At 69.7% G+C, this 26,631-nt stretch carries 24 protein-coding genes; 20 read left to right on the forward strand and 4 right to left on the reverse strand.

Going from position 1 to position 26,631, the window contains the following annotated elements:
• Nucleotides 1-34: 34 nt before the first annotated feature.
• From AB0G17_RS07190 to AB0G17_RS07200, 3 genes are all read left to right on the forward strand, one after another.
• Nucleotides 35-1,141 carry an XRE family transcriptional regulator gene (locus AB0G17_RS07190; RefSeq protein ID WP_361376826.1) on the forward strand — a complete coding sequence of 369 codons (1,107 nt, stop codon included), beginning with the start codon at nt 35-37 and terminating at the stop codon, nt 1,139-1,141.
• On the forward strand, nt 1,138-1,743 hold the full coding sequence (locus tag AB0G17_RS07195) for a hypothetical protein (protein WP_361376829.1): 606 nt from the start codon (nt 1,138-1,140) through the stop codon (nt 1,741-1,743). The genes AB0G17_RS07190 and AB0G17_RS07195 overlap by 4 nt, the downstream gene beginning before the upstream one ends.
• Before the next feature lie 246 nt (nt 1,744-1,989).
• Entirely contained in the window at nt 1,990-2,331 is a 342-nt protein-coding gene (locus AB0G17_RS07200) for a hypothetical protein (RefSeq protein WP_361376832.1), read from the forward strand.
• Nucleotides 2,332-2,344: 13 nt separating this feature from the next.
• Here the strand turns inward: AB0G17_RS07200 and AB0G17_RS07205 are convergent, their stop codons facing one another.
• A complete protein-coding gene (locus AB0G17_RS07205; protein WP_361376835.1) occupies nt 2,345-3,343 on the reverse strand; it encodes a competence protein CoiA family protein in 999 nt (332 codons plus the stop codon).
• A gap of 1,219 nt (nt 3,344-4,562) precedes the next feature.
• Between AB0G17_RS07205 and AB0G17_RS07210 the strand changes: the two genes are divergently transcribed.
• From AB0G17_RS07210 to AB0G17_RS07250, 9 genes are all read left to right on the forward strand, one after another.
• Complete coding sequence (locus AB0G17_RS07210) at nt 4,563-5,762, forward strand: tyrosine-type recombinase/integrase (RefSeq protein ID WP_361376838.1); 1,200 nt, start codon at nt 4,563-4,565, stop codon at nt 5,760-5,762.
• Between the two features lie 318 nt (nt 5,763-6,080).
• Nucleotides 6,081-7,373, forward strand: coding sequence for an alpha/beta fold hydrolase (locus AB0G17_RS07215; RefSeq protein ID WP_361376841.1), 1,293 nt, complete (start codon nt 6,081-6,083; stop codon nt 7,371-7,373).
• 48 nt (nt 7,374-7,421) lie between these two features.
• Nucleotides 7,422-8,054: an MBL fold metallo-hydrolase gene (locus AB0G17_RS07220; RefSeq protein ID WP_361377193.1), complete on the forward strand. Its 633-nt coding sequence runs from the start codon at nt 7,422-7,424 to the stop codon at nt 8,052-8,054.
• Nucleotides 8,055-8,142: 88 nt separating this feature from the next.
• Nucleotides 8,143-8,922 (forward strand): exodeoxyribonuclease III, encoded by a 780-nt coding sequence (locus tag AB0G17_RS07225; RefSeq protein ID WP_361376844.1) that lies wholly within the window; start codon nt 8,143-8,145, stop codon nt 8,920-8,922.
• A gap of 171 nt (nt 8,923-9,093) precedes the next feature.
• On the forward strand, nt 9,094-9,528 hold the full coding sequence (locus AB0G17_RS07230) for a DUF6278 family protein (protein ID WP_361376847.1): 435 nt from the start codon (nt 9,094-9,096) through the stop codon (nt 9,526-9,528).
• A gap of 262 nt (nt 9,529-9,790) precedes the next feature.
• The gene (locus AB0G17_RS07235) at nt 9,791-10,534 is read left to right on the forward strand and encodes an amino acid ABC transporter ATP-binding protein (protein WP_361376850.1); all 744 of its coding nucleotides are present in this window, start codon (nt 9,791-9,793) and stop codon (nt 10,532-10,534) included.
• A gap of 19 nt (nt 10,535-10,553) precedes the next feature.
• The gene (locus AB0G17_RS07240; protein WP_361376853.1) at nt 10,554-11,459 is read left to right on the forward strand and encodes a glutamate ABC transporter substrate-binding protein; all 906 of its coding nucleotides are present in this window, start codon (nt 10,554-10,556) and stop codon (nt 11,457-11,459) included.
• 8 nt (nt 11,460-11,467) lie between these two features.
• Complete coding sequence (locus AB0G17_RS07245) at nt 11,468-12,112, forward strand: amino acid ABC transporter permease (protein ID WP_361376856.1); 645 nt, start codon at nt 11,468-11,470, stop codon at nt 12,110-12,112.
• Complete coding sequence (locus tag AB0G17_RS07250) at nt 12,109-12,993, forward strand: amino acid ABC transporter permease (RefSeq protein WP_361376859.1); 885 nt, start codon at nt 12,109-12,111, stop codon at nt 12,991-12,993. Before AB0G17_RS07245 ends, AB0G17_RS07250 begins: the two co-directional genes overlap by 4 nt.
• Before the next feature lie 52 nt (nt 12,994-13,045).
• Here the strand turns inward: AB0G17_RS07250 and AB0G17_RS07255 are convergent, their stop codons facing one another.
• Nucleotides 13,046-14,626 (reverse strand): alpha/beta fold hydrolase, encoded by a 1,581-nt coding sequence (locus AB0G17_RS07255; protein ID WP_361376862.1) that lies wholly within the window; start codon nt 14,624-14,626, stop codon nt 13,046-13,048.
• A gap of 110 nt (nt 14,627-14,736) precedes the next feature.
• Nucleotides 14,737-15,978, reverse strand: a complete 1,242-nt coding sequence (locus AB0G17_RS07260; protein ID WP_361377196.1) for an Ig-like domain-containing protein — start codon at nt 15,976-15,978, stop codon at nt 14,737-14,739.
• Nucleotides 15,979-16,210: 232 nt separating this feature from the next.
• On the opposite strand from AB0G17_RS07260, the gene AB0G17_RS07265 reads away from it, so the two are divergent.
• The 6 genes from AB0G17_RS07265 (at nt 16,211) to AB0G17_RS07290 (ending at nt 23,143) form a co-directional block, all read left to right on the forward strand.
• Entirely contained in the window at nt 16,211-17,368 is a 1,158-nt protein-coding gene (locus AB0G17_RS07265) for a peptidoglycan bridge formation glycyltransferase FemA/FemB family protein (RefSeq protein WP_361376865.1), read from the forward strand.
• On the forward strand, nt 17,365-18,999 hold the full coding sequence (murJ, locus tag AB0G17_RS07270; RefSeq protein ID WP_361376869.1) for a murein biosynthesis integral membrane protein MurJ: 1,635 nt from the start codon (nt 17,365-17,367) through the stop codon (nt 18,997-18,999). The genes AB0G17_RS07265 and murJ overlap by 4 nt, the downstream gene beginning before the upstream one ends.
• Nucleotides 19,000-19,147: 148 nt before the next feature.
• The gene (locus AB0G17_RS07275) at nt 19,148-19,831 is read left to right on the forward strand and encodes a response regulator transcription factor (RefSeq protein ID WP_361376872.1); all 684 of its coding nucleotides are present in this window, start codon (nt 19,148-19,150) and stop codon (nt 19,829-19,831) included.
• Nucleotides 19,828-21,297, forward strand: a complete 1,470-nt coding sequence (locus tag AB0G17_RS07280) for a HAMP domain-containing sensor histidine kinase (RefSeq protein WP_361376875.1) — start codon at nt 19,828-19,830, stop codon at nt 21,295-21,297. Before AB0G17_RS07275 ends, AB0G17_RS07280 begins: the two co-directional genes overlap by 4 nt.
• On the forward strand, nt 21,294-21,782 hold the full coding sequence (locus AB0G17_RS07285) for a hypothetical protein (RefSeq protein WP_361376878.1): 489 nt from the start codon (nt 21,294-21,296) through the stop codon (nt 21,780-21,782). The genes AB0G17_RS07280 and AB0G17_RS07285 overlap by 4 nt, the downstream gene beginning before the upstream one ends.
• Before the next feature lie 65 nt (nt 21,783-21,847).
• Complete coding sequence (locus AB0G17_RS07290) at nt 21,848-23,143, forward strand: cytochrome P450 (protein WP_361376881.1); 1,296 nt, start codon at nt 21,848-21,850, stop codon at nt 23,141-23,143.
• Here AB0G17_RS07290 and AB0G17_RS07295 read toward each other — a convergent pair.
• Entirely contained in the window at nt 23,082-23,825 is a 744-nt protein-coding gene (locus tag AB0G17_RS07295; protein WP_361376884.1) for a hypothetical protein, read from the reverse strand. The genes AB0G17_RS07290 and AB0G17_RS07295 overlap by 62 nt on opposite strands.
• Before the next feature lie 104 nt (nt 23,826-23,929).
• On the opposite strand from AB0G17_RS07295, the gene ggt reads away from it, so the two are divergent.
• Both ggt and AB0G17_RS07305 read left to right on the forward strand, forming a co-directional pair.
• The gene (ggt, locus tag AB0G17_RS07300; protein ID WP_361376887.1) at nt 23,930-25,726 is read left to right on the forward strand and encodes a gamma-glutamyltransferase; all 1,797 of its coding nucleotides are present in this window, start codon (nt 23,930-23,932) and stop codon (nt 25,724-25,726) included.
• A gap of 169 nt (nt 25,727-25,895) precedes the next feature.
• Entirely contained in the window at nt 25,896-26,603 is a 708-nt protein-coding gene (locus AB0G17_RS07305; RefSeq protein WP_361376890.1) for a glycoside hydrolase family 75 protein, read from the forward strand.
• Nucleotides 26,604-26,631: the final 28 nt, after the last annotated feature.

Genomic DNA, 26,631 nt, shown 5'->3' on the forward strand with positions numbered 1-26,631 from the left:
GTGAACTGTGCAGACGGCGGACTACTGTCCACGGGTGTCCAGCATCTCCGATCGCGTGAGAAGCCTGATCGATCAATCAGGCTTGAACCTCCACGACTTCGCCGACCAGGTCGACCTCGACGCCGAGCAGCTCACCGAGTGCCTCGGCGGCACGAGCCCCTTCTCATCCGTCGACCTCGCGGTCATTGCCGATGAATTCCACGTCTCCATGGACTGGCTGCTCACCGGAGTAGAGCCCCCTCTGGCCGTGGCAGCGAGAACAACCACCGGGAAGGCAGCCGAAGCACTGGCAACCGCCCGGGACTACGTCGCCCGGCGCGCCGACCTGGACAAGTTCGGCTATCCGCAGCCCTGGCGGCCCGTCTCCCCGGCAGCGCGTTCCGGCAGTGTCTACGCCGCCCAGGGAGAGGCGCTGGCGAAATCAGCTCTGAGGGCGGTGGAGCGCCAGGGACGGTCCGTGTCCCAGGGCAGCCTGCTGGAACTGATCGAGGCGGTCTTCGGTGCCGATGTGGCTGTCGAGCCACTGGGCGACGGCTTTGACGGCCTCGCTGCTATGGGCCAAGATGCCAAGCTCATCCTCCTGAGCACGACATCAAATCCGGCCCGTCAGCGCTTCACCCTCGCCCATGAGCTCGGGCACCTCCTGGCCGACGACGACCAGGACGTCCATCTCGATCGCGATATCTTCGACCGGGCCCAGAAGAACGATCCGAGCGAGCAGCGAGCCAACGCCTTCGCCTCCGTCTTCTTGCTGCCCGAGCAAAGCCTGCGTGAAGCGGTCGGCGCAGCGAGACTGACCCGGGAACGCTTTGGCGCGCTGTGCTGCGACTTTATGGTCAGCCCCGAGACCCTGGCCTACAGACTGCTCAAGCTGCGCGTGATCGACGCTGGCGCTTGCGACTACTACAAGCGCATGACCGTCCGCGAGGCCGCAGCCGTCGCCGGCCGTGTAGAGGAACTCGACCGGCGAGTCGCGGCCTCGGAGGGGAAGAGACTCCCCGGACTCCTTGTACGCGATACGCGCGCCGCCTATGAGGCTGGCAAGGCGACCTTGCGTCCGTACGCATCGCTACTCGGCGTTGACGTCGATGCGCTCAGAGACCAGCTCGCGACCGACCAGGACAACGGCGGTGCCGCATGAGCGACATCCTGTTCCCGGACAACACCGTCCTGTGCAACTTCGCCGCTGTTGAGCGCCTTGATCTGCTCCGCGTGGTCCTGGACGGCCGCGGCAAGTGGACCGAGGCTGTGGCGCGAGAGGCCCGCAAATCGGCCGAAAAGCTGCCTGCCCTTCACGACCTGAGACACCAGGGCTGGCTCGGCCAAGCAATCCGAGTAACCGCTCCGGGCGACCGCGAGAGCGTCGGGCACCTCCGCACAGCCGTGTTCGGCGGCCAAGCCGACCGGCACCTGCAGCACCGTGGCGAGGCCGAGACCTGCCACATCATCCAGCACTGGCCCCAGTTCGCCGGTGCATGGTGGATATCGGACGATAAGTCCGCGCTGGAGTATGCGATCAAGCAGGGCATCATGACAGCGGAGACGCTCGGAATAATGCAGCTGGCTGTGAAAGCGGGATTCGTCACGGCGGAGGAAAGCTTCGACCTGATGCAGAAAATGCACCAGCTGGACCGTAATCCGCGGCTTCCCCGGTCCGTCACCGACCTCACAGTCCTCCCCTGGTCACTTGCTGAACTGCTGCCTGAACAGAGCGACGACGAAGTCACTGGGGATGCCATGTAACAACTGCCTCCCCGGTCCGCAAGGCGGCCCGTCTGGACACGGGCGCAGGTCCATGCGAAGTCCCCCGTCGGCAGAAGGAGCCCCCGTAGGAGCGAGTGAACCAGCGCGTGGAGGCGATTAGAGCGTGATCACACCTCGAACCGCGGGCCAGTATGATCCACGTACGCTCGCGCATGGGCACAGGGCGCATATCGCCGGAGCTTCACGCTCCGCCCATTAGAGGGGCGCTCAAGATGGAGAAGAGCCGTGGATCAGACTGGTCGCCAGGAACTCCTGCGAGCCGAGGCCGAACGCCATGGAGTCTCCCCGTCGGCGATCGAGCACGCGGTGGAGGTGATCGCGGCCGTCCAGCGGCGTGACAGGGCCGACTACCGCGCCAACTTCGGCGGCGAGCTCACTTTGGACCAGTGGTTCGAGGAGTACGGCACGGACGGGTTCAATCAGCTGCTCGCCTACGCGGCCCGCAAAGCCGGCCTTGGTGGCCACGGGCCAGACATGCTGCGTCGTGTCCTGACCGCCGCTGCGCTTGCCGAGCAGGATGCTCCCACATCGGTCTCGGGTTTGACCGACGAGCACGAGCAGGGCTGAGCGCACCGTCCGTTCAGCACAGGATGTGCCGACCGTAGCGGACCAGGGCCTCGGCAAGCGGGCGGTGGCAGACCTCGCAGACCGGCTGGCCTCCTTGCTGGGGTACCAACGGCGCCGACGGTGGGGCGGGCTCGTAGCGACGCTGAGCTTGCCTGGACCCGGCGTCGCGTTGCCGCCGTTGGGCTTGTTCGTGCTGGCTCCGGGCGTGACCGGCGTCCCGTCGTACGCGCGCCATCTGTTGGGCCAGCCGCTCGTCTACCGCAGGCGGGAACGTCACGCCGTCGGCATTCAGACCGAGATCGGCGAGCGGGAAGCGTTCACGGACAACCGGATCGCCGGGGCACGGGGGATGGTGCAGCCCGTAGAGTCGTAAGTCCTTCGTCCACCACTGTGGACCTCGCGCGTGGGGCTCTCCGATTCGGGCCTCGGCCGCGGCTTCGCGGTGGTAGAGCGTCCAGGCCGGGGTGCCTTCGGCAAACAGCACGTGTGGGACGCGGGTATCCGGGCGCATGAACCACACATCTCGCACCCCGGCGCTGGCGTAGTCGCGATGCCGTGCTTGCCACAGCTCATCGGTGATCAGCTCACGCTGCGCCTCCAGTGCAAGGCGTGCACCGTCGTTCAGGACGACATGGACGTCCGCGCGCCGGTCCCGCAGCTTGGTCCACTGCTCCAGCTGCACCCGCACGACGTTGGGCAGACTACGCGCCCAGAGGGCGAGCCGGTGCTTGGCGGTCATGTGCCAGACCGTCTCACCATTGTGGCCGCCGGGCGGCGCGGTGCCGGCCGGGTGCGCGAAGTGCGGCCGGACCAAGCCGCCGATCCGTCCGCGGGCCAGCAGCGGCACCTTCGTGCCTACGGGGGCGTCGATGCCGCGCCAGCAGTAAAAGCACACCACCGTCTCCTGCCGCCCGTAGCCGAGCGTCCGCCACTGTTCCAGAGGCCGGTCGCCGATGTGGACCTCACGTTGGGCCTCCAGGTCGAACCCCACCACCAGTAGATCGTCGAGCACAGAACACCCCTCTCCACCCACGCGATTCACATGCGCAGAGCATGGCAATGGGCACTGACAATCCCCTTCCTCGAACCCGCACAACAGAACCGTGTTCGAGGAAACGCGCGATGGCTAGGAATCGGCGGCACAGGATCTAGGCCGTTAGTTGCACTCGCTGGCGCCGGTGGCCGCGCCGAGCACCTTGCCGCGCGCGTTCGGTAGATGCGGAGGTAGCACACGTCGATCGTCGGTGATGTATCGGCGTTGCCCGAGGCGGCAGAACCGCGGAAGCCCCTGCACCGCTCATCGGTCTGCGCTGACCGCTGTTCGTTCGATGTCCCTGGCGTTGCCGAGTGGAGTGCTGGCCCCGTGCTCTCGGAGATATCGCCATCACCTACGACGGCCTCGGCTGCCGCAGCGGGGCTCTGCGCTATGCGGACAGACAACTGGGGCAGGCGCATTCGCCCACGGCAGACGAGAAAGATCCCCAAAGGACTGGAACCTCCTCCGAGACCATGTCAACGTACAACGTCCCGGAAAACACCAGGTCAGCGAAGGGATGCGGCCTTCTGGTGGGCGGCGTGCCGACCCGCCCCACGACAGCCCGCAGCCCGCGTCGCTCGGTCTCGCGACCGAGCGCCCGACCCCACGGAGGTCCGCCTGCCGAAGCCCGCCATCCGATCTGCCCGCTTCACCGCCCCCATCCTCTTGGCGCTAGGCGCCGTGAACGCGTGGACGGCCCAACGAACTGAGGACTACGGATCTCTGTCCACGGCGCTGTGACTTTGCGTCTGCGCCGCCAGTCTGTTCGGCGAGGATCTGCTGCAACGTGGCTACCGCCGTGACAGCACGGTCCTCGCGCACATTGCGGCGCACCATGGGGCCGCAACTCGCCACGTAGCCCGAGCCGTCGGAGCCCCGGAGCGCGTCGTCGCCCGGAACCTCGACCGCCTCACCGATGACGGGCTGTTGGTGCTGGTCACTGACGGCGCGACTCCTGCGCTGCGGTCCTACCGACTGGCGTCATGACCTGTGCCGGAGTAGCGAGCACGCCCTTTGGGCGTGCTGGGCGATACATAGCAGACGATCCCCGGTTAGCAAAACCGGGGATCGTCCGGACCATTGGTGCTGTTCGTCTTCGGCTGCGCTTGGCGGTGGAGCCGGAGCGGACGGTGTAGCTCATTTGCCTGGCCCGCAGTGAGGGCCTAGTGCGGATATTTCCACGAATCCGAGGAGAGTGAGAGTTCTGTCCGATCCCATCAAGAAACTTCCGCCGAACTCGAAGGGGAAGGTCAGGTATCAGTTCGTTGCTGACGTAGGGATCGACCCCGAAACCGGGAAGCGTAAGCAGTTGAGGCGCACCTTCGATTCGTTGAAGGAGGCGAAAGCTGAGTACGCGAACGTATCTAACCGTCGGAACCAGGGTTCAATCGTGCCGCCCAACAAGATCACCGTTAACGAGTGGCTTGACCGATGGCTGGCCATGAAAGCCGATGACCTTGAAGAGACCACCATCTACAACTACACGATCACCCTGGATCGAGTTCGGGGGGGACTCGGCAAGATCCGCCTCCAGGATCTTACCGAAGAGCACGTGGAGGACTGGAGGGACTGGGCGCTGGCGCATGGTCGTGTGCGCGGCAAGAGGGCAGGGACACCTCTCAGTGTCACAAGCGTGGATATGAGCCTTGCTCGACTGAAGGAAGCTCTGGGGAGAGCCGTTACCCGGCGACTGGTGTACATCAATGTCGCTGAAAACGTGACCATTCCCCGGAAGGCGCGAAAAGAAGAGCGCAAGACCAAGGAGGAGGTGCCGCCCTGGAACGTCGAGGAGGTTCAGAAGTTCATCCATGGCATCAGAGGGGAGCGTCTCTACGCTGCACTGCTCCTATCTCTGATGGGGCTCCGCCCAGCTGAAGTCTGCGGCCTCCGGTGGGCAGACGTCGATCTGGAGAACGCCACGATCGACATTGCCAACACGCGCACGATGATAGGCAACCGTTACGTAGTGGAGAAGGACACCAAGTCTCTTGCGGGTGAGCGGGCTCTACCGCTGCCGGCTCCGGTGCTAGATGCCCTCAAGACGTTCCGGGCCCTCCAGGCCGAGGAGAGGCTCGCCCTGGGGGAGGCGTACGTGGCATCCGGCTACGTGCTGGTGCACGAGACGGGAGTCGCCTTCACGATCAAGCAGCTTCGTCGGCGCGCGTACCGGCTCATGCAGCTCCTCGGGCTCCGTCGCGTCAGGCTCTACCTCGCACGTGCGGCGTGCTTCACCTACCTGGCCAACCGCGGTGTACCGGACCACATCCTCGCGCGATGGGCCGGGCATAAGAATGTCAAGACGACCAAGCGGTGGTACGTCAAGCCGGATGTAGAGGATCTTCGCGGAGCCGCCACGACCTGGGAGGGCTTGCACGGGGTTGCGGCGGAGGAGTGAGCGCGATCCTCGTGGTCCATCAGCTGAGCGATGTGCCCCGCCCTATGGTCAGTGGGATTGAGGTGCATGCAGAGTCCGGCTTCTGGCTGTGGACCGGTAGCAGAAACCGGGGGATCCATCCGGCCCTGGCCAAGTCTTCCAACCGGGCAAGGGCGGGATTTTGGAAGGTCTCCAGGTGGTCCCGCCGAGCCTCGTCCGTGCCACCACACTCCCCTCAAGGGTTCTGGCAGCGACGGACCTGCCGTCGCGAGAGGGCCAAGTCCCGATAGGTTCACCCCGGCGATGTGACTTTTCGTGACTGATGAGAGGGTCGGGCGGGTGAGTGAGACACCGATGAACACCTTGCAATACCGCGTTGACGGGCCAGAAGACGCTCCTGTCCTGGTCATGGGTCCCTCACTGGGTACCACATGGCACATGTGGGACCGCCAGATACCCGAGCTCGCCGGGGCCTGGCGGATCGTTCGGTTCGACCTTCCCGGTCACGGGGGCGCCCCGGCCCTGCCCGCCGTCTCCGTCGGCGAGCTCGGCGATCGGCTCATCGCCACCCTCGACGAGCTCGGCGTGCAGCGCTTCGGTTACGCGGGCAGTGCGATCGGCGCGGCCGTCGGCGCGGATCTGGCGCTGCGCCACCCGCAGCGGCTCGCCTCGCTGGCGCTGGTCGCCGCCTCGGCCCGGTTCGGCACCGCCGACGAGTTCCGCCAGCGGGGTGTGGTCGTGCGCAGCAACGGCATGGACCCGATGGCCCGCAGCGCCCCCGAGCGCTGGTTCACGCCCGCGTACGCGGCGGCGCAGCCCGCCATCGTGGAGTGGGCCGTCCAGATGGTCCGCACCACCGACCCGGGCTGCTACATCGCCGCCTGCGAGGCGCTGGCCGCCTTCGACATCCGCGCCGACCTCGCCCGTATCGGCGTCCCCACGCTGGTCCTGGCCGGCGCCGAGGACCGGGTGACGGGGCCCGGTGACGCGCGCACCCTGGTCGCCGGGGTGCCCGACGCCCGGCTCGCCGTGGTGCCCGGCGCCGCACACCTGGCGCCGGTCGAGCAGCCCGCCGCCGTCACCGATCTGCTCGTCCACCACTTCTCGACGACCTGGCACGAGACGCTCGCGGCGATCCCCGTACCGGCCGCGCCGCCGCTCGCCGCCGTGCCGCAGCCGCCGCAGACCCTGCACGTCCCCGTCCCCATGGCCACCGAGCCCGTACCGTCCCCGGAGCCCGCCGCCGGGCGGCCCGACCCGTACGAGCACGGCATGAAGCTGCGGCGCGAAGTCCTCGGGGACGCGCGCGTGGACGCCGAGACCGCCGACGCCGACGGCTTCACCGGTGACTTCCAGGAGCTTGCCACCCGCTACGCCTGGGGCGAGGTGTGGGCCCGCGACGGGCTCGACCGGCGCACCCGGGCCGTCGTCGCGCTCGCCGCGCTGGTGGCGGGCGGCCACCTCGACGAGGTCGCGGCCCACACCCGCGCCGCCCTGCGGGCCGGGCTCACCCCCGACGAGATCAAGGAAGTGCTGCTCCAGACGTCCGTGTACTGCGGCCTCCCGGCCGCGGGCGCCGCCTTCGGGGCGGCGGCGGCGGTCATCCGCGAGGAGACCACCCCGCAGCCCTGAGCCGTCCGGGCATCCTGGCGCCCGCCGTAGCAGGATGGGGTCATGAGCCTGAAGCTGACCAAGAAGACCCACGCGTGCGTCCGGCTGGAGAAGGACGGCCGGACGCTGGTGATCGACCCCGGCGCCTTCAGCGAGGCGGACGCCGCGCTCGGCGCGGACGCCGTCCTCGTCACCCACGAGCACCCGGACCACTTCGCCGAGGACCGGCTGCGGACCGCCCTGGAGGCCAACCCGGCGGCGGAGATCTGGACCCTGCGCAGTGTCGCGGAGAAGATCTCGGCGGCCTTCCCCGGCCGCGTCCACACCGTCGGGCACGGCGACACCTTCAGTGCGGCCGGGTTCGACGTCCAGGTCCACGGCGAGCTGCACGCGGTGATCCACCCGGACCTCCCGCGCGTCACCAACGTCGGCTACCTGGTGGACGGTTCGCTCTTCCACCCCGGCGACGCGCTCACCGTCCCGGACCACCCGGTGGACACGCTGATGCTGCCGGTGCAGGCGCCGTGGAGCAAGATCTCCGAGGTGATCGAGTACGTACGGGAGGTCAAGCCGCGCCGCGCCATCGACGTCCACGACGCGCTCCTGACCGACCTCGCCCGGCCGATCTACGACACCCACCTGGGCAATCTGGGCGGGGCCGACCACACCCGGCTGAGCCCCGGGGACTCGACGGACCTGTGACTGCTCGACGGAGCCTCTGACTGCTCGACGGAGCTGTGACCGCTCGACGGACCCGTCACTGTCAGAGGCCGCCGTTAGGCTGTCGGACATGCGCATCGCGACCTGGAACGTCAACTCGATCACCGCCCGGCTGCCCCGTCTCCTGGCCTGGCTGGAGAGCACCGGCACGGATGTGCTGTGCATCCAGGAGACCAAGACGACCCTGGAGGGCTTCCCCGCCGCCGAGCTCCGCGAGCTGGGCTACGAGTCGGCGGTCCACGCCACCGGGAGGTGGAACGGGGTGGCGCTGATCTCCCGGGTCGGCCTGGACGACGTGGTGCTCGGCCTGCCCGGCGACCCCGGCTTCGAGGAGACCCTGGAGCCCCGCGCCGTCTCGGCGACCTGCGGCGGAGTCCGCCTGTGGTCGGTGTACGTGCCGAACGGCCGCGAGGTCGGCCACGGCCACTACGCGTACAAGCTGGCCTGGTTCGAGGCGCTGAAGGCGGCTGTCGCCCAGGACGCGGCGGGGGAGCGGCCGTTCGCGGTGCTCGGTGACTTCAACGTCGCCCCGACCGACGAGGACGTCTTCGACGTGGCGTTCTTCGAGGGCCAGACCCATGTCACCCCGGCCGAGCGGGCGGCCCTCGCCGCGCTGCGCGAGGCGGGCCTGTCCGATGTGGTGCCGCGCCCCCTGAAGTACGACCGGCCGTATACGTACTGGGACTACCGCCAGCTGTCCTTCCCCAAGAACCGGGGCATGCGCATCGACCTGGTGTACGGCAACGGACCGTTCGCCAACGCCGTCAAGGACAGCTACGTGGACCGCGAGGAGCGCAAGGGCAAGGGCGCCTCCGACCACGCCCCGGTCGTCGTCGATCTGGAGATCTGAGAACGGGGGATCGGGGATCGTGGATCGTGGATCGGGGATCCGGGGATCCGGGGATCCGGGGGGTCGGGGAACGGGTGATCTGGGAACGGGAGATCGGGGAAACGGAGATCTGAGAATCGCACTCCGCGTGCCTGTGGTGCGCAGGTCTGTGCGAATGGGACGCTTGACGCCATGAACATCCTGGACAACTGGCGCAAGCGGCACGGCTCGCAGCGGACGGCGGCCCTCGCCGAGGCCGTGCAGACCGACCCGGAGGGCGTGGGCGAACTGCTCGCGGAGTGCGAGTTGCTCCGGGTGAGGGCGCAGCAGGCCGGGCTCGAACTCGACGACAGCCCGGCCTCGTTGGCGGCGCTCGACCAGGTGCCGCCGCACTGGCGGGACGACCCGGAGGAGCTGCCCTGGCTGGGCAACGACGCGGGCCTGTATCTGGGCACGGTCCTGGTCCGTACGGTCGAGGGTGCCTCCTGGCAGGTGTGGCCGGGCGGACAGCCGGTGGTGCGGCTCGCCTCGGGCCGCGAGATCGACGTGGTGGGCGCCGGCGTCGAGTGGGCGGCCAGCGGCACGCCCGAGCTCTCCCAGGTGTACGCGGAGGCCTCCGAGGTCTGAGGCGGGCGCCGCGGGGTTGGCCTCCCCGCGCCGCGGAGCCGTCTGGGCTTTCCGTACCGCGGAACCCTCTGAGCTTTCCGTACCACGGAACCCTCTGAGCTTCCGTACCGCGGAACCCTCTGAGCTTCCGCACCGGGACCCCAACCCACCGGTAACCCAAAATACGGTTTATGTCCTGTTCGAGCGTGTCGAGGTGAAGTCCCTTTCCGGGCTGGATAGTTTGCGCTGACCTCGACACAGCGATGAGTGGGCAGGACAGCGTATGGCCGTCGATCCGTTGATCGAGCTGCGTGACGTCAACAAGCACTACGGGAAGTTGCACGTCCTCCAGGACATCAACCTCACCGTCGGACGCGGGGAGGTGGTGGTCGTCATCGGCCCGTCCGGCTCGGGCAAGTCCACGCTCTGCCGGACGATGAACCGCCTGGAGACGATCGAGTCGGGGACCATCTCCATCGACGGCAGACCGCTGCCCGAGGAGGGCAGGGGGCTCGCGGCGCTGCGCGCCGAAGTCGGCATGGTCTTCCAGTCCTTCAACCTCTTCGCCCACCGGACCGTCCTCGCCAACGTCTCCCTCGCCCAGATCAAGGTCCGGGGCCGCAAGAAGGAGGAGGCCGACCAGCGATCGCGTGAACTCCTCGACCGGGTCGGCCTCGCCTCCCAGGCCGACAAGCTGCCCGCGCAGCTCTCCGGCGGCCAGCAGCAGCGCGTCGCCATCGCCCGCGCGCTCGCCATGAGCCCCAAGGTCATGCTCTTCGACGAGCCCACCTCCGCGCTCGACCCGGAGATGATCAACGAGGTGCTCGAAGTCATGCAGCAGCTGGCGCGCGACGGAATGACCATGGTCGTCGTCACCCATGAGATGGGCTTCGCCCGCTCCGCCGCCAACCGCGTCGTCTTCATGGCCGACGGAAAGATCGTCGAGGACCGCACCCCCGACGACTTCTTCACCAACCCGCACAGCGACCGGGCCAAGGACTTCCTCTCCAAGATCCTCAAGCACTGAACGGGGAGTGGACGCAACCATGACGCGTACGCGACGCGCGCTGGCCGCCCTTGCACTGGTCCTGGCCGCCGCCGGGTGCGGCAAGTCGGGCAGCCCGCCGGTCAAGGGCCCGCAACCCGACCGACTGCCCCACTACCAGGTCGTGAAGGGCTTCTCCCTGCCGGACTCCGCCGTGTGGCGGCGGGCGAAGAAGCGCGGGCACCTGGTCGTCGGCGCCAAGGAGGACCAGCCCTACATGGGCGAGAAGGACCCGGCCACCGGCGTCTACTCCGGCTTCGACATCGAGATCGCCAAGATGATGTCCGCCTCGCTCGGCTTCGAGCCGAAGTCCATCGAGTTCAGGACCATCGCCTCCGCCAACCGCGAGACCGCGCTGCAGAACGGCCAGGTCGACTACTACGTCGGCACCTACACCATCAACGACAACCGCAAGAAGCTGGTCGGCTTCGCCGGGCCCTACTACATGGCCGGCCAGGGCCTGCTCGTGCGCACCGACGAGGACGACATCAACGGGCCGCAGGACCTGAAGGGCAAGCGCGTCTGCTCGGCCGCGGGCTCCACCCCGTACCAGCGCATCCAGAAGGACTACCCGAAGGCCGACCTCGTCGCGTACGACACGTACTCCGTCTGTGTGGACAACCTGCTCACCTTCCAGGTCGACGCCGTCACCACCGACGACACCATCCTCAGCGGATACGCGGCCAAGGTGCCCGACGAGCTCAAGGTCGTCGGCAAGCCGTTCTCGAAGGAGCCGTACGGCGTCGGTGTGCCCAGGAGCGACAACGCCCTGCGCTTCGCCCTCGACGACGCCATCGAGACCCACGAGAAGAACGGCGACTGGCAGAAGGCGTACGACGCCACGCTCGGCCTGTCGGGACGCAAGGCCGCGCCCGCCCCGCCCATCGACCGCTACCCGGCGAGCTGAGGCCCCGCATGGACGTACTGACCAAGAACTTCTCGCTGTACGGCAAGGGCTTCCTCGGCACCGTCGAGCTCACCGTCTACTCCTCGGCCGTGGCGCTCGTGCTCGGCTTCCTGATGGCCTCCTTCCGGGTCTCGCCGGTCGGCTCGTTCCGGGCGCTGGGCACCGTGTGGGTCAACGTGCTCCGCAACACCCCGCTCACCCTGCTCTTCTTCGCGGTCCTGCTCGGGCTGCCGCGCTTCGGCCTGGTGCTCCCGTTCAAGCTGTTCGCGGTGATCGCGCTCGGCTGCTACACCTCGGCGTTCATCTGCGAGGCGCTGCGCTCGGGCATCAACACCGTGCCCACCGGCCAGGGCGAGGCGGCCCGGAGCCTGGGGATGACCTTCAGCCAGACGCTGTCCGCCGTGGTCCTCCCGCAGGCCTTCCGCTCGGTCATCCCGCCGGTCGGCTCCACGCTCATCGCGCTCGCCAAGAACTCCGCCATCGCGGGCGCGTTCAGCGTCACCGAGCTGCTCGGCACGTACAAGACGCTCAGCGAGCTCGGCTACGACATCATCTGGACGTTCATCTGGATCGCCGTCGGCTATCTGATCATCACGCTCACCATCAGCGCCGTCTTCAACCTCCTGGAGAAGTACCGGGGAGTCGCCCGATGACCGCACAGCTGTCCAGAGAAGCCACCGCCCTCTACGACATCCCCGGCCCCAGGACCCGCCAGCGGCACCTGCTCTACGGGGTCGGCTCGACGTTCCTGATCCTCGCGCTGCTCGGCTGGATCATCTATCTCCTGTTCGACACCGACCAGTTCACCTCCACCAAGTGGACGCCCTTCGAGTACGAGGGGATCCAGCGGCTGCTGCTGCGGGGGCTCGGCAACACGCTCAAGGCGTTCGGGTTCGCGGCCCTGTTCTCGCTGGCGCTCGGCGCGGTGCTGGCGACCGGGCGGCTCTCCGACTACCGGGCGGTCCGCTGGCTGGCCACCCTGCTGGTCGAGTTCTTCCGCGCCATGCCCGTCCTGGTCATGATCTTCTTCATCTTCGTGGCGCTGAAGGTACAGCCCCTGCCGGCGCTGGTGGCCGGACTGACGCTCTACAACGGCTCGGTGCTCGCCGAGGTGTTCCGCTCCGGCGTCAACTCCGTGGAACGCGGCCAGAAGGAGGCGGCATTCTCGCTCGGGATGCGCAAGACGCAGGTCATGACGTACGTGCTGGTCCCCCAGGGGATCCGCGCGATGCTGCCGACCATCATCAGCCAGCTGGTGGTCGCGCTGAAGGACACCTCGCTGGGCTTTCTGATCACCTATGAGGAGTTCCTGCACGCGGGGAAGCTCATCGCCTCGAATCTCGACTACGATTTGCCGTTCATCCCCGTGGTGATGGTGATCTCACCGATCTACATCGGGATGTGCATGCTCCTCTCCTGGTTCGCCACCTGGATGGCCAGGAGACAGAAGCGCAATCCCAAGACGGAGGCCGTGGAAGTCGCCCCGGCCGAACCAGGGACGCTGCTGCCGAGGGGGGTACCCCCTGGTCCTTGAGACCTGTGGGAGCAGTGGCAAGGGGGCAAGCCCTCCCGGCAGCAGCCGGTGATCACTCTTCGCGGAGAGGGACCGTCAGATACGACGGGTCTGACGCGGGCGAGGAGAAGGTCAGCTGCGCGCCGGTCGGGTTGTGCTCGATGTAGAGCGGGTCGACGGTGTCCACCACCAGTGCCAGACGGTGGCCGGCCGGTACGTCGTACGACGTGGAGAACAGCTCCAGGTCGACGGCGAACGGGCGGCCGGGCGTGCGGCCGTGGAAGGTGTAGGGGGCGTTGCTGACCAGCTTGCCGAGGCCGAGCGGGCCCACGTCGTACAGATACGCGACGAGGGTGCCGCTCTCCTTGGTGGGAGTGACGGTGGTGTGCAGCGCGGCCGTGCCCCGGATGCGGCGCGGCGTGTCGTACCGCTCCGACTGCCAGACCGCCGCGAACGCGCGCGGCAGCAGCGGGATCGAGGCCATCGGGGGGAGCTTGGTGAACTGGTCCAGGATGTTCGACAGGAGCAGGATGCCGCCGTCGGCGCCCGAGTCGACGTTGGCGAAGATCCGGTGCGAGCCGTTCAGCGGCAGCTTCTGCTTGGCCGCCCCGACCGCCTGCCAGCTCGGATAGCCCTCGTAGGACCCGCCCGTACGGGACTTGAGCCGGACCGGCTGCTCCTTGTCGATGCCGTTGGCCTCGCCCTTGAGGTAGTGGCCGAACCAGCGCTGGGCGTCCGTCCAGACGTCGTTGGGCAGGCCGAGCAGGCCGGTGGCCTCGGCGGTTGCGTGGTCGCCCGGCCGGAACTCCAGGCGCTTGGGGCCGGTCAGCTTGGTGTAGAAGTCGGCGTCCTGGTTGGGCGGGAAGATCGTGTAGCCCCAGGCGTTGCCCATCATGATGGCGGCGCCGTTGCGGTTGATGTCATCCAGATAGGTGACGGGCGACCGCTTGCGGCCCCACTCGATCATGTCCTGTTCCTTCGCCAGGTTCGAGCCGAGGAAGTCCTTGAGGACCTGTTGGAGTTCGGCGCTGGGGCGGCCGGTGATCGCGCCGCTGACGCCCAGCATGGCGGCGGCCTGGCGGTGCTCGGTGCGGCCGCTGTAGATCGACTGGATGAGGTCGGCCCAGCCGCTCATCGAGACGACGGCCTTGACGCGCTTGTCGTGCGCGGCGGCGAGCAGGCTGATGCCCGCGCCGTAGGAGACGCCGCCCAGGCCGATGCGGTCGGGGTCTGCGGGGGTGTGGGCCAGCGCCCAGTCGATGACGGCCGAGACGTCGGCGGTGTCCGGCGGCCCCGCGACCTCGATGGTGCCGCCGGAGAGCCAGAAGCCCCGGGAGGTGTAACTGACCACGGTGTAGCCCGCGTCGGCGAGCTTCTGGGCCTGGGCCATGTACTCGATCTGCGGCGAGGCCCAGCTGGCCGGGAAGACGATCAGCGGGTAGCGCTCACCGGCCCGGGCCCCGGCGGGCGTGAAGACGTTGCCCTTGAGGGTGACCCCGCCCGACCCCGGAATGTCATGGAAGGAGACGCCGGCCGCCGCCGGCGCGGCCTTCGCCGGCGCGGCCTGGGCCGATGGAGCGAGGCCGAAGGCGGCGCCGGCCAGGAGGGCCGCCGCCGTGACGGCTGCGGCGGCGGCTTCGCGCGGATGTCCCATGAGTAGCTCCCCGTTGCGTCGTTGCAAAGTGAACTGACGCTAACCGGAGGGGCTTACCGAAGGTAACTGACCGGTAAGTTACGCATGGGTAACGATTATTGGACGAGTTGTCAGCTGCTCGCGGCACCAGCGGTGCCTGCGGCGCCCGCGGTGGAGGCGCCGCTCAGGGCGCTCTTCTGCTGCCACTGCTCCCAGCTGAGGTTCCACTCGCCGTAGCCGTTGTTGAGCGCCTGGGTGCCCTTGGCGTCGTCGCCGGTGATCTCGAACGGGTCGCCGGGCTGCACCATGCCGTACAGCTCCTTGGCGTTGGCGTCGCTCATGCCGATGCAGCCGGAGCTGTGGTTGGTGTTGCCGAAGTAGTCGGCGTTCCAGGGCGCGGCGTGCGCGTACATCCCGGACCAGGTGAGGCGCATCGAGTAGTCGACCATCTTGTTGTAAGCCTTGCCGAGCCCGACCGTCTCGGAGTTCATGTTGATCGTGCCCTCCTTCGCCATCAGGACGGCCTTGCCGCGCCAGGACGCCTTGTCGCCGCCGGGCGTGCCCCCGGACACCGGGATGTCCTTCACCGCGGCGCCGTCCCGGTACACCTTGAGGTGGTGGTTGTCGAGGCTGACCTTGACGACCTGGTTCCTGCCGATGGTCACGGTGGTCGCGTAGTCGCGCACGAACCAGCCGCTGCCCGAGTCGACGCCGTTGAGGTCCGCGTTGAGGCTGACCTTGGTCCCGCTCTTCCAGTACTCCTTGGGCCGCCAGTCGACCCGCGCCTTGCCGGAGTAGTCCTCCATCCACCCCCAGGACCCCTCGGTGTTGTTGGAGGTGGTCACCTTCAGCTGCTTCTCCACCGCCGCCTTGTTCTTGACCGGGTGGTCGAAGACGATCGACAGGGGGTGGGCGACGCCGACCGTGGAGTTGTTGCCTGGGACGAGCGTCAGCTTGTTCACCTTGTCCGCGGCGGCCGTCGCGAAGCCGGCCTTGGCGGTGGAGCCCTTGTCGTCCTTCGCCTCGACCGCGTACGTGGTGCCGGGCGCGGCGTTGCGGTCCGAGGTCCAGGTCCTGCCGTCGGCGGATATCTTCCCCGCCAGCGTCCCGCCCTTGCCGTCGGTGACCCTGACCTGCTGGAGCTTGCCTCCGGCCAGGGTGACCTTCACCGGCTCGCCCGCCTTCGCCTGCTGCCCCGTCAGGTTCACGGAGATCTCGGCCTTCTTGGCGCCCGAGATGTCGGCGCCCCCCTTGGCGTCACCCGACCCGCCCGAGCCACCGGAACAGGCGGTGAGAGCCGCGGCGAGGACGGCGGTGCCGGCGATCACGGCGTTGCGCACCGGGCGGCGGCGGAGCGGGATGTGGCGGCGTATGCGGCTCAACTGGAAAACCTCCGTAGCAATGCTTCTCCATAGGAGAGAGTCGGTAGCGCGACTCTAGGTTGCGGAAAGCGCCGGAAATCTTGGGAAATCGATTGTGACGAGGACTGCAGAGGAACTGTCACCGTCCGGTCACATGCGCCGCGCCGCCCGGTCATGGACCGCTGTGAGCATCCTGTGCATCCCCGTGGAACCGATGGCGGGGCGTACTTGGGAGGTCACCCACGTGTCCGCACTGCTCGTGACCGGCGACCGCGACCAGGACCTGCGGGTGCGCGGTCTCTCCGTCGCCGAGTACCGGTCCTTTCTCGTGGGCCGTACCGGCGTGAGTTTCCTGCAGCAGCCCTCCTGGGCCGAAGTGAAGGACCAATGGTCCGCGGAAAGGGTCGGCTGGCACCTCGACACGGGTGAATTGAAGGGCGCGGCCCTGGTGCTCTACCGGCAATTCCCGGGCACCCGGAAATACTTCGCCTATCTCCCCGAGGGCCCGGTCGCGGACTGGGCCGACCCCGAAGTCGACCGCTGGCTGGGGCCGTTGCTGCGCCATCTGCGCCGGGCGGGCGCCTTCGCCGTACGCATCGGGCCCTCGCCCGCCTACCGGCGCTGGGACGCCGCCCTGCTGAAGTCCGCGACCGGTCCCGGGCGCAAGGTGGGCGATGTGCTCGCCACCCAGGTGGACCCGCTGGGCACCGCCGTCGCCGAGCGGCTGCGGGCGCGCGGCTGGCGCCGGTGCGGCGGCGACGGCGGGGACGCCGACGCCCAGCCCCGTTACGTCTTCCAGGTGCCGCTGGCCGGACGCAGCCCCGAGCAGCTGTGGTCCGGGCTCAACCAGGAGTGGCGCCGCAATGTGCGCACCGCCAAGAAGGCGGGCGTCGAGATCGTGCACGGGAGCGCGGCCGATCTGCCCGAGTTCTACCGGCTGCTGCGGATCACCGAGGAGCGCGACGGTTTCCGGCTGGGGCGCTCGCTCGCGTACTACGAGCGCCAGTACGAGGTGCTCAACGCCGAGCACCCGGGCCGGATGCGCCTCTATCTGGCCGTCCACGGTGGTGAGGTGCTGGCCGCCCACACCATGATCACCGTCGGCGGCCGGGTCTGGTACCAGACCGGCGCCTCCGCCGACCACCGCCGCGAGGTGCGGCCCAGCAACGCCCTGCAGTGGCAGATGATGCTCGACGCCCACGCGCTCGGCGCCGATGTCTACGACATGCGCGGGGTACCCTCCACCCTTGATCCGAGTGACCGCCCGTTCGGACTGATGCGCTGGAAACTCGGCACCGGCGGACAGGTGGTCGAGACGCTGGGGGAGTGGGAAACAGCGATGAGCGGCACCACCAACCACGCGCTGTACCGCGCGTTCCAGGCCTATCTGGCACGCCGGTGACGGCCCCGGTCCACGCCGGGCCGCGCCACGCCGCCAAGGCGTCGGTCGCGCGCAGCGGCGCCCTGATGGCCGCCGGGTCGGTCGTCTCCCGGGCCACCGGGTTCGTACGGTCGGCGGTCGTGGTGGCGGCGCTCGGCACCGGCCTCGTCGGCGACGGGTTCACGGTCGCCAACACCATCCCGAACATCCTCTACACCCTGCTCATCGGCGGCACCCTCAACGCGGTCTTCGTGCCCGAGCTGGTCCGCGCCGCCAAGGAGCACGCCGACGGGGGCAAGGCGTACACCGACCGGCTGCTCACCGCCTGCGCTGTCGCCCTGCTGGCCATGACGGCCCTCGCGGTGTTCGCCGCGCCACGGATCATCGACTTCTACACCGACTACACCGGCGCCCAGCGCGACCTCACCGTCGCCTTCGCCCGCTACTGCCTGCCGCAGATCCTCTTCTACGGCCTGTTCACGCTCTTCGGCCAAGTGCTCAACGCGCGCGGCCGCTTCGGCGCCATGATGTGGACGCCGGTCCTCAACAACCTCGTCGTCATCGCGGTGTTCGGGCTCTACCTGTGGACCGCCGGCACCTCTGGCTCGATGCTGAGCGCCACCGACACCCGCGTCCTGGGCTGGGGCACCACCGCCGGGATCGCCGTCCAGGCACTCGCCCTGGTCCCGGCGCTCGGCGCGGCCCGGTTCCGCTGGCGGCTCCGCTTCGACTGGCGCGGCAGCGGCATCACCCGCCCGCTGCGCTCGGCGGGCTGGCTGGTGCTGCTCGTCCTGACCAACCAGGCCGCGTACTGGGTGGTGACCCGGCTCTCCACCATCGCCGGACAGCAGGCCCATGACCAGCACGTCGCGGGCGGCGCGGGGTACACCGCCTACACCAACGCCTACCTGCTCTGGGTGGTCCCGCACGGCATAGTCACCGTCTCGCTGCTCACCGCGCTGATGCCCCGGATGAGCCGGGCGGCCGCCGAGGAGGACCGGGCGGCGGTGCGGCGCGACCTCTCCTACGGGCTGCGCACCAGCGCCGCGATGATCGTCCCGGCCGCCTGCGCGCTGCTCGCGCTGGCGCCGTGGCTGATGGGCGCGGTCTTCGGCTACGGCCGGACCACCCCGGCCGACGTCGACGTGATGGCCGGGATGATGATGGCGTTCGCGCCGGGGCTGATCGCCTTCTCCGGGCAGTACGTGCTCTCGCGCGGCTTCTACGCCCTGGGCGACACCCGCACACCGTTCCTGCTGAACCTGGTCATCGCCGGGTGCAACGCCGGGCTCTCGGCGCTCGCCTATGTGCTGCTGCCCGCGCGCTGGGCGGTGACCGGGATGGCCGGGGCGTACTCGCTGGCGCTGTTCACCGGCTGGGTCGTCACCGCGTACGTCCTGAACCGCCGGCTCGGCGGCGGCGCCGGGCTCCTGCGCTCACCCGCCCTCGCCACCCACGTCCGGCTGCTGGCCGGCTGCGTGCCCGCCGCCCTGCTCGGGTACGCGGCGGCCCGCGCGGCCGACGGCCTCGGCGACCTGGCGGCGACCGGGGCCGGGACGGCCGCGCTGCTCGTGTCGCTCGCGCTGCTGGCCCGGCCACTGCGGCTCGACGGCATCAACGACGTACTCGGCAAGCTGCGCCGGGGCCGCTGACCGAGCCAGGACCCGGGCGAAATCTGAGACGTCCGGGAGGTCTGAGACCCGTGAACCACTTGAGCCACACGAGTCGTGTGAACCATCTGAGCCCCCTGAGATCTATGTGACATCCGAGACCCCTGAGACTGCTGGGATACTGACGCTCATGCCACGCGTGCTGCTCATCGAGGACGACCCCTCCGTACGGGAAGGGGTCGAACTCGGCCTGCGCCGGCGCGGCCACGAGGTGCGCGCGGCCGAGACCGGCGAGGCGGGGCTGGCGGCGCTCAAGACCTTCCAGCCCGAACTGGTCCTGCTCGACCTGATGCTGCCCGGCATCAACGGCGTACAGGTCTGCACCCGCATCCGCGAGACCAGCCAGCTGCCGATCATCATGCTCACCGCGCGCGGCGACGACTTCGACGTGGTGGTCGGGCTGGAGGCGGGCGCCGACGACTACATCGTCAAGCCCGCCCGCACCGAGGTCATCGAGGCCCGCATCCGGGCCGTCCTGCGCCGGCTGGCCGAACCGGCCGGGCGGCCCGGCCTTGAGTTCCACGGCGAACTCGCCCTGGACCGGGCCGGACTCACCGCCGCCAAGTCGGGCGAGCGGCTGCCGCTCGCCCCCTCCGAGCTGAAGCTGCTGCTGCACCTCGCGGCCTCGCCCGAGCAGGTCTTCAGCCGCCAGCAGCTCCTGGAGTCGGTGTGGGAGCACAGCTACCACGGGGACGCGCGCCTGGTCGACGCGTGCGTGAGACGGCTGCGGCACAAGGTCGAGGACGTGCCGGGCAGCCCGCGTTACATCCAGACCGTGCGCGGCTTCGGCTACCGCTTCGGCCCGCTGCGGTGATACGCGCGCGTCTGCGCGTCGGACGGCTCGGGCTGCGCGCCCGGCTGATCGCCGCGTTCCTCCTCGTCGCCGTGATCGCCGCGGGCACCACCGCCACCCTGATCTACCAGGAGGCCCGCTCGGCCATCCTCCAGCAGGCCCAGGACACCGCGGTCGCCCAGCTGCGCGACCAGATCGGCGCCCAGACGGTCGCGCTGCCGATGAGCCGCACCTCGCTGCGCGAACTCAGCCTCGCCGTAGGCCGGCAGGGCAAGCCGCACCCCTGGTACGTGTTCGCCGAGTACGGCACGCTGCGCGCCTCCAACACCGGCCAGACCGCCTCCAACGTGCTCACCGAGGAGCTGCGCCGCCGGGCCCGCGCCAACCCGCACGGCTCCTTCCAGCGGGTCGTCAAGGACGGCCAGCCCTGGCTGACCATGGGTATGCCGGTGATGCTCGGTGAGCCGGGCCAGACCCCGCAGCAGCCCACCGGGATCATGATGTACGCCGTGATGCCGCTCACCGCCGAGGACGACAACGTACGCGCGATGGTCAGCGCCGCCCGCGACGGCGCGCTGCCCGCGCTCGCCATCGCCCTGGTGCCCGCGCTGCTCGCGGCGCGCAGCGTGCTGCGGCCGGTCCGCGATCTGCGCCGGGCCGCCAGCAGCATGGGCAAGGGGCGCCTGGACACCCGTATCGAAGTGAAGGGGTCGGACGAACTGGCCGATCTGGCCTGGACGTTCAACGAGTCCGCCGAGGAGCTGGAGCGGTCCGTCGAGGAGCTCCAGAAGGCCGAGGCCAGGGCCCGGCGGTTCGCCTCCGACGTCTCGCACGAGCTGCGCACTCCGCTCGCCGGCATGCTCGCGGTCACCGAGGTCCTCGACGAGGACGCCGGCCGGCTCGACCCCGACACGGCCGCCGCCGTCCGGCTGATCTCCACCGAGACGGACAAGCTCGCCACCCTCGTCGAGGACCTGATGGAGATCTCCCGCTTCGACGCCAGGGCCGCCGACCTCAACCTCGACGAGGTGGACGTCGCCGAGACGATCGCCAAGACGCTCCAGCACAGGCGCTGGGAGGAGCAGGTCACCGCCGAACTCCCGGACGGAATACGGGCGATGCTCGACCCCAGACGCTTCGACATCGTGGTGGCCAACCTGGTCGGCAACGCGCTGCGGCACGGCGCCGCGCCGGTGCGGGTGAGCCTGCGCACCGAGGAGCGGCCGGACGGCGTACGGGTGGTGACCGAGGTCAGCGACGGCGGCCCCGGGATCGCCCCCGCCGTCCTGCCGCACATCTTCGACCGCTTCTTCAAGGCCGACGCGGCCCGTACCCGTTCGGCGGGCAGCGGCCTCGGCCTCGCGATCACGCAGGAGAACATACGGCTGCACGGCGGCACGGTGCGGGCGGGCAACGGCCCCGGCGGCGGGGCGGTGTTCACCGTCGAGCTGCCGGTGCGGCCGCCGGGCGAGGAGGCGGAGGCGTGAGGGGGGCCCGTGCCGTCGCCCTGCTGCTGCCCGCGCTGCTTCTGGCGACCGGGTGCGGTGTCCAGGGTTCCGGGGTCGTCGAGGTGGGCGACCCGGCGACCGTACACCTGGCTCCGGACTACGCCGACGGCACCGCGCTCTATTTCCAGGGTCCGGGCGGCCTGGTGCCCGTCGTGCGGTCCGTGAAGACCACGGGGCAGCAGGGCGCGGCGATCCTGCTGCTCCTGAACGGGCCCACGGAAGCCGAGAAGGACGTGGGTCTGACGACCCAACTGCCCAACTACTACGGGGGCCTTGGCATGTCAACGGAGGGTGACGAGGTGCGGATCCGCCTTGAGCGCCCGGTGCGCGACCTCACCGCCCTCGCCCAGCAGCAGCTGGTGTGCACGGCGGCTCACGCCACGACCCGGGACGGCGCGAGCGCGGTGAAGGTGACGGTGGACGGCCCCGACACCCGGCTGGCACCGCAGAGCTGCCCGTTCTGACCCCCGTTCTCCCTCCCCGGGCGGGCGGTCTTGTCCGCGCCGCCCCTTGGCGTCACCTTGGTCCGATGAGTGATCTGCCGGACGTCTTCGACCCGCGCCGGTACGCCGCCGGGCCGCCCCACGACGACTACCGGGAGCTGCGCGAGCGGCACCCGGTGGCCTGGCAGGAGGAGTACGAGGTGCTGGGCTGGCCCGAGGGCCCCGGCTTCTGGGCGGTCACCCGCCACGCCGACGTCGTACGGGTGCTGAAGGATCCGGTCACCTACTCCTCCATGCTCGGCGCCACCCAGATCCGCGACCCCGACCCCGACGACCTGCCGTTCATCCGGCGGATGATGCTCAACCAGGACCCTTCCCCGGGCTCCCGACCCCGTTCGGGCAGGGAAGCCCCCTACGACCACGGCAGGCTGCGGCGCCTGGTCAGCCGCGCCTTCACACCCGGGCGCACCGGCCGTTTCGAGGCGGCGGTACGGGCCCGGGCGCGCACCCTGCTCGGCGCGGCCCGCGACGGCGCCGAGGGCGGTGTCTTCGACCTGGTCACCGAGGTCACCGACGACTACGCGCTGCTCAACCTGGCTGATCTGCTCGGGGTGCCCGGCAGCGACCGGGGGCTGCTCCTCGAATGGACCGAGCGGGTCATCGGCTACCAGGACCCGGATGAACCGCCGGTCCTCGGCCCCGACGGACGGCCGGTCAACCCACGCTCGCCCGCGATGCTGCGCGAGATGTTCGCGTACGCCCAGGAGCTCGCCGCGTACAAGCGGCGCGAGCCGGCCGACGACGTCATGACCTCGCTGGCGCACTCCGAACTGGCCGACGCCGAGCTGGAGATGTTCTTCTTCCTGCTGACCGTGGCGGGCAACGACACCGTGCGCAGCGCCGCGCCCGGCGGCTTCCTCGCCCTGGCCGAGCACCCGGACCAGCGGCGCGGGCTGCGCGCGGGCGAGGCGTCCCTGGACACGGCCGTGGAAGAGCTGCTGCGGTGGCACCCGCCCGTCCTCACCTTCCGCCGCACCGCCGCCCGGGACACCGTGCTCGCCGGGCAGCGGGTGCGCGCGGGCGACAAGGTGGTGGTCTTCCACGCCTCGGCCAACCACGACGAGCGCGTCTTCACCCGCCCCCACGTCCTGGACCTCACCCGCACGCCCAACCCGCACGTCTCGTTCGGGGACGGCCCGCACGTCTGCCTCGGCGCCCACTTCGCCCGGCTCCAGCTGCGCGTCCTGCACGAGGAGGCGCTGCGGCTGCTGCCGGAACCGGAACTCGCCGGGCCACCGCGCCGGCTGGTCTCCAACTTCATCAATGGGGTGAAGTCGCTGCCGCTCCGGCTGCCGGGGCCGGGGTCAGGGCCGCGCGGGTGACGTCGGCGACGACCTCCACCACGTCCGGTCCGTACGCAAGGGAGTTGACGACCTTCAGGAGCAGGCAGAAGGTGCCGTCGCCGTGCTTGCGGGCCAGCTTCTCGTGGTTGCGGGCGAGATAGCGGGTGGCCGCCTGGTTGGTTATCGCGCGCTGGCCGCAGAAGAGGAACACGGGCCGCTGTCCCTGGCCCGCGGTGACCCGGGCGAGGAGCACGTACTCGGTGACTCCGCCCTCCACCCGGTACTGCTCGCCGCCTATGGTGAACGCGCCCCGTTCCGGGCCGGGTTCGGTGTCCACGTTCATCGTCACGCCGGGCAGCAGCGCGGAGAGGTGCGCGGCCATCCGGCGGTTGGAGTAGGGGCCCCCGAGGCAGAACTCGGTGCGCTCCCCGAAGCCCTGCTGGGTCGCGTCGTGCTGGACGATCCGCGCGTGGGCCCCGCAGTCCTTGATGAGGGAGGCGAGTTCGAGGAGCGCGAACACGTCGAACCGGTGCACCGCGCCCTCCGCCCCCGCGTCCCGGTTGACGACGAGCAGGCACTCGGAGTGCGTCGGCAGGCCGAAGAAGGCCTGCTTGCGGCGGAGCCTTCGGTTCCAGAGATAGGTGCGGGTGAGCCAGCCCAGCGCGGCGCTGATGCCCGCGGCGACCACTCCCAGCACGATGTTGCGCACGTCGTCGTTCATGGGCGGGCATGCTAGCGGCAGTGCGGTGCGGTGTTCGAGACGGTCCTGACGCGACGGCGGGTGCGGCGTTACGCTGCGCGGACATTCGCACCCAGGAGGTACGCATGCGTCGCTCCGCCGTCCGCAGTCTCTCGGTACTGGCCGTCGCCGCGGCCGTGGCGACCTCGGTCGCGGCCGCCCCGCCGAGAACCGCGCCCCCGCCCGTCAAGACGCCCGAGGCGATCGGCTACGGGGGCGCCGTGGCCAGCGTCGACGCGGACGCCACCGCCGCCGGCATCGACGTCCTCAAACACGGCGGCAACGCGGTGGACGCGGCCGTCGCCACGGCGGCCGCCCTCGGCGTCACCGAGCCGTACTCGTCGGGCATCGGCGGCGGCGGTTACTTCGTCTACTACGACGCCAAGTCCCGCACCGTACGCACCATCGACGGCCGCGAGACCGCGCCCCGCTCCGCGACCTCGTCCCTCTTCCTGGAGAACGGCAAACCGCTCCCGTTCCCGGACGCGGTGACCAGCGGGCTCAGCGTCGGCACCCCCGGCACCCCGGCCACCTGGGACGCGGCCGTCGACGCCTGGGGCTCCAAGCCGCTCGGCCGCCTGCTCAAGCCCGCCGAGCGGCTCGCACGCGACGGCTTCACCGTCGACGACACCTTCCGCCAGCAGACCGCCGACAACCAGGCGCGGTTCGCGGACTTCCCGGACACGGCCAGGCTGTTCCTGCCCGGCGGCCGGCTCCCGGTGGTCGGCTCCAAGCTGAGGAACCCGGACCTCGCCCGCACCTACGAGAAGCTGGGGCGCGAGGGCGTGGACGCCGTCTACCGCGGCGACCTGGGCAGGGACATCGTACGAACCGTCCGCAAGCCCCCCGTGGCGCCCGGCTCGAAGCGGGTCGCGCGCCCCGGCGACCTCACCGAGAAGGACCTGCGCTCGTACGCGGTCAAGCGCCAGGCCCCGACGAAGGTGGACTACCGGGGTCTGAAGGTCTACGGCATGGCGCCCTCGTCCTCGGGCGGCACCACGGTCGGCGAGGCGCTCAACATCCTGGAGCACACCGACCTGTCGAAGGCGTCCGAGGTCCAGTATCTGCACCACTACATCGAGGCCAGCCGGGTGGCGTTCGCGGACCGGGGCCGCTGGGTGGGCGACCCGGCCTTCGAGGACGTGCCGACCAAGGGGCTGCTCGCGCAGAAATTCGCCGACTCGCGGGCCTGCCTGATCAGCGACACCAAGGCGCTGACGAGCCCGCTGGCGCCCGGCGACCCCCGCCATCCGGCGCCGTGCGCCACTTCTGGGCAGGCCTCGCCCACCACGTACGAGGGCGAGAACACCACGCATCTGACGGTGGCCGACAAGTGGGGGAACATCGTCTCGTACACGCTCACCATCGAGCAGACCGGCGGCAGCGGCATCACGGTGCCGGGGCGGGGCTTCCTGCTCAACAACGAGCTGACGGACTTCTCGTTCGCCCCGGCGAACCCGGCCGTCCACGATCCGAACCTGCCGGGCCCTGGCAAGCGGCCGCGCTCCTCCATGTCGCCGACGATCGTGCTCGACGGGCACGGCAGGCCGGTGCTCGCCGTCGGCTCGCCGGGCGGCGCGACCATCATCACCACGGTGCTCCAGTCCCTCGTGGGGCACCTCGACCGGGGCCTGTCGCTGGTCGACGCCATCGCGGCCCCGCGCGCCAGCCAGCGCAACGCGGCGACGACGGAGCTGGAGCCCGAGCTCTACAACAGCCCGGTCCGGGCCCAACTGGCGGCGCTGGGGCACGCGTTCACGCTCAACCCGATGATCGGGGCCGCGACCGGAGTGGAGCGGCTCGATGACGGCCGCTGGGTGGCGGCGGCCGAGAAGGTCCGGCGCGGTGGCGGTTCGGCGATGGTGGTGCGCCCAGCCGGGTGACACTTCGCCGGAACTCGTCCGCCGGGCGGGTGAAGCGGGCGCGGCCCTCGTCCCTCTGGGGACGGGGGCCGCGTTTCATTTGATGTGACCGGGGTTGACGCGCTCATGCAAACGCGTCAGATGGTTCGGGTCAGCTAAGGAAACTTCCCTAACAGAAGGGTCCCTCCACGTGCGTACGCGAACGCTCGCCCTCGCCGCCGCCTCCGGCGCCGCCCTGCTCGCCACCGTCGCCCTCCCCGCCACCGCCGAGAACGCGGCCCGCGCCGTCGGCGCCCCCACCCGTACCGACGAGGGCTCGGTCAGTGCGGCCGAGCTGCTGGCCAAGGTGAAGAACTGTTCGCAGATCTCCAGCGGCAAGTACAGGACCGACAGCGAGACCACCGCGACGGTCCCGGTCTGCGGCAAGAACGGCGCGGTCTTCTGGAAGGCCGACCTGGACGTCGACTGCGACGGCCAGACCACGAGCGCCTGCAGCCGCGCCACCGACCCGTGGTTCCAGGGCGACACCGCCTTCCACCAGTCCAACGACAAGCCGCTGAACGCCGAGAAGCTGCCGTACGTCGTCGTGCCGAGCTCCAGCTCGATCTGGAACTACTCCTCGGCCGGGATAAGGGACGGTGGTGTGGTCGCCGTCGTCTACAACGACAAGGTCGAGTACGCGGTGGTCGGCGACATCGGCCCGTCCAGGATCATCGGCGAGGCGTCCTATGCGACCGCCAAGGCGCTCGGGATGAACCCCGACCCCTGCGTCGGCGGTGCCGCGTCCGGCGTCACGTACATCCTCTTCAAGAACTCGCAGGTGAAGCCGATCGAGAGCCACAGCGCGGCCGTCTCGCTCGGCCACGAGCTCGCCAGACGGTTCATCGCGAACAACTGACGGCGGCGCACGCGGAGTGCGGGCCGCC

The sequence above is a fragment of the Streptomyces sp. NPDC023838 genome, from assembly GCF_040639555.1.
Lineage (GTDB): Bacteria > Actinomycetota > Actinomycetes > Streptomycetales > Streptomycetaceae > Streptomyces.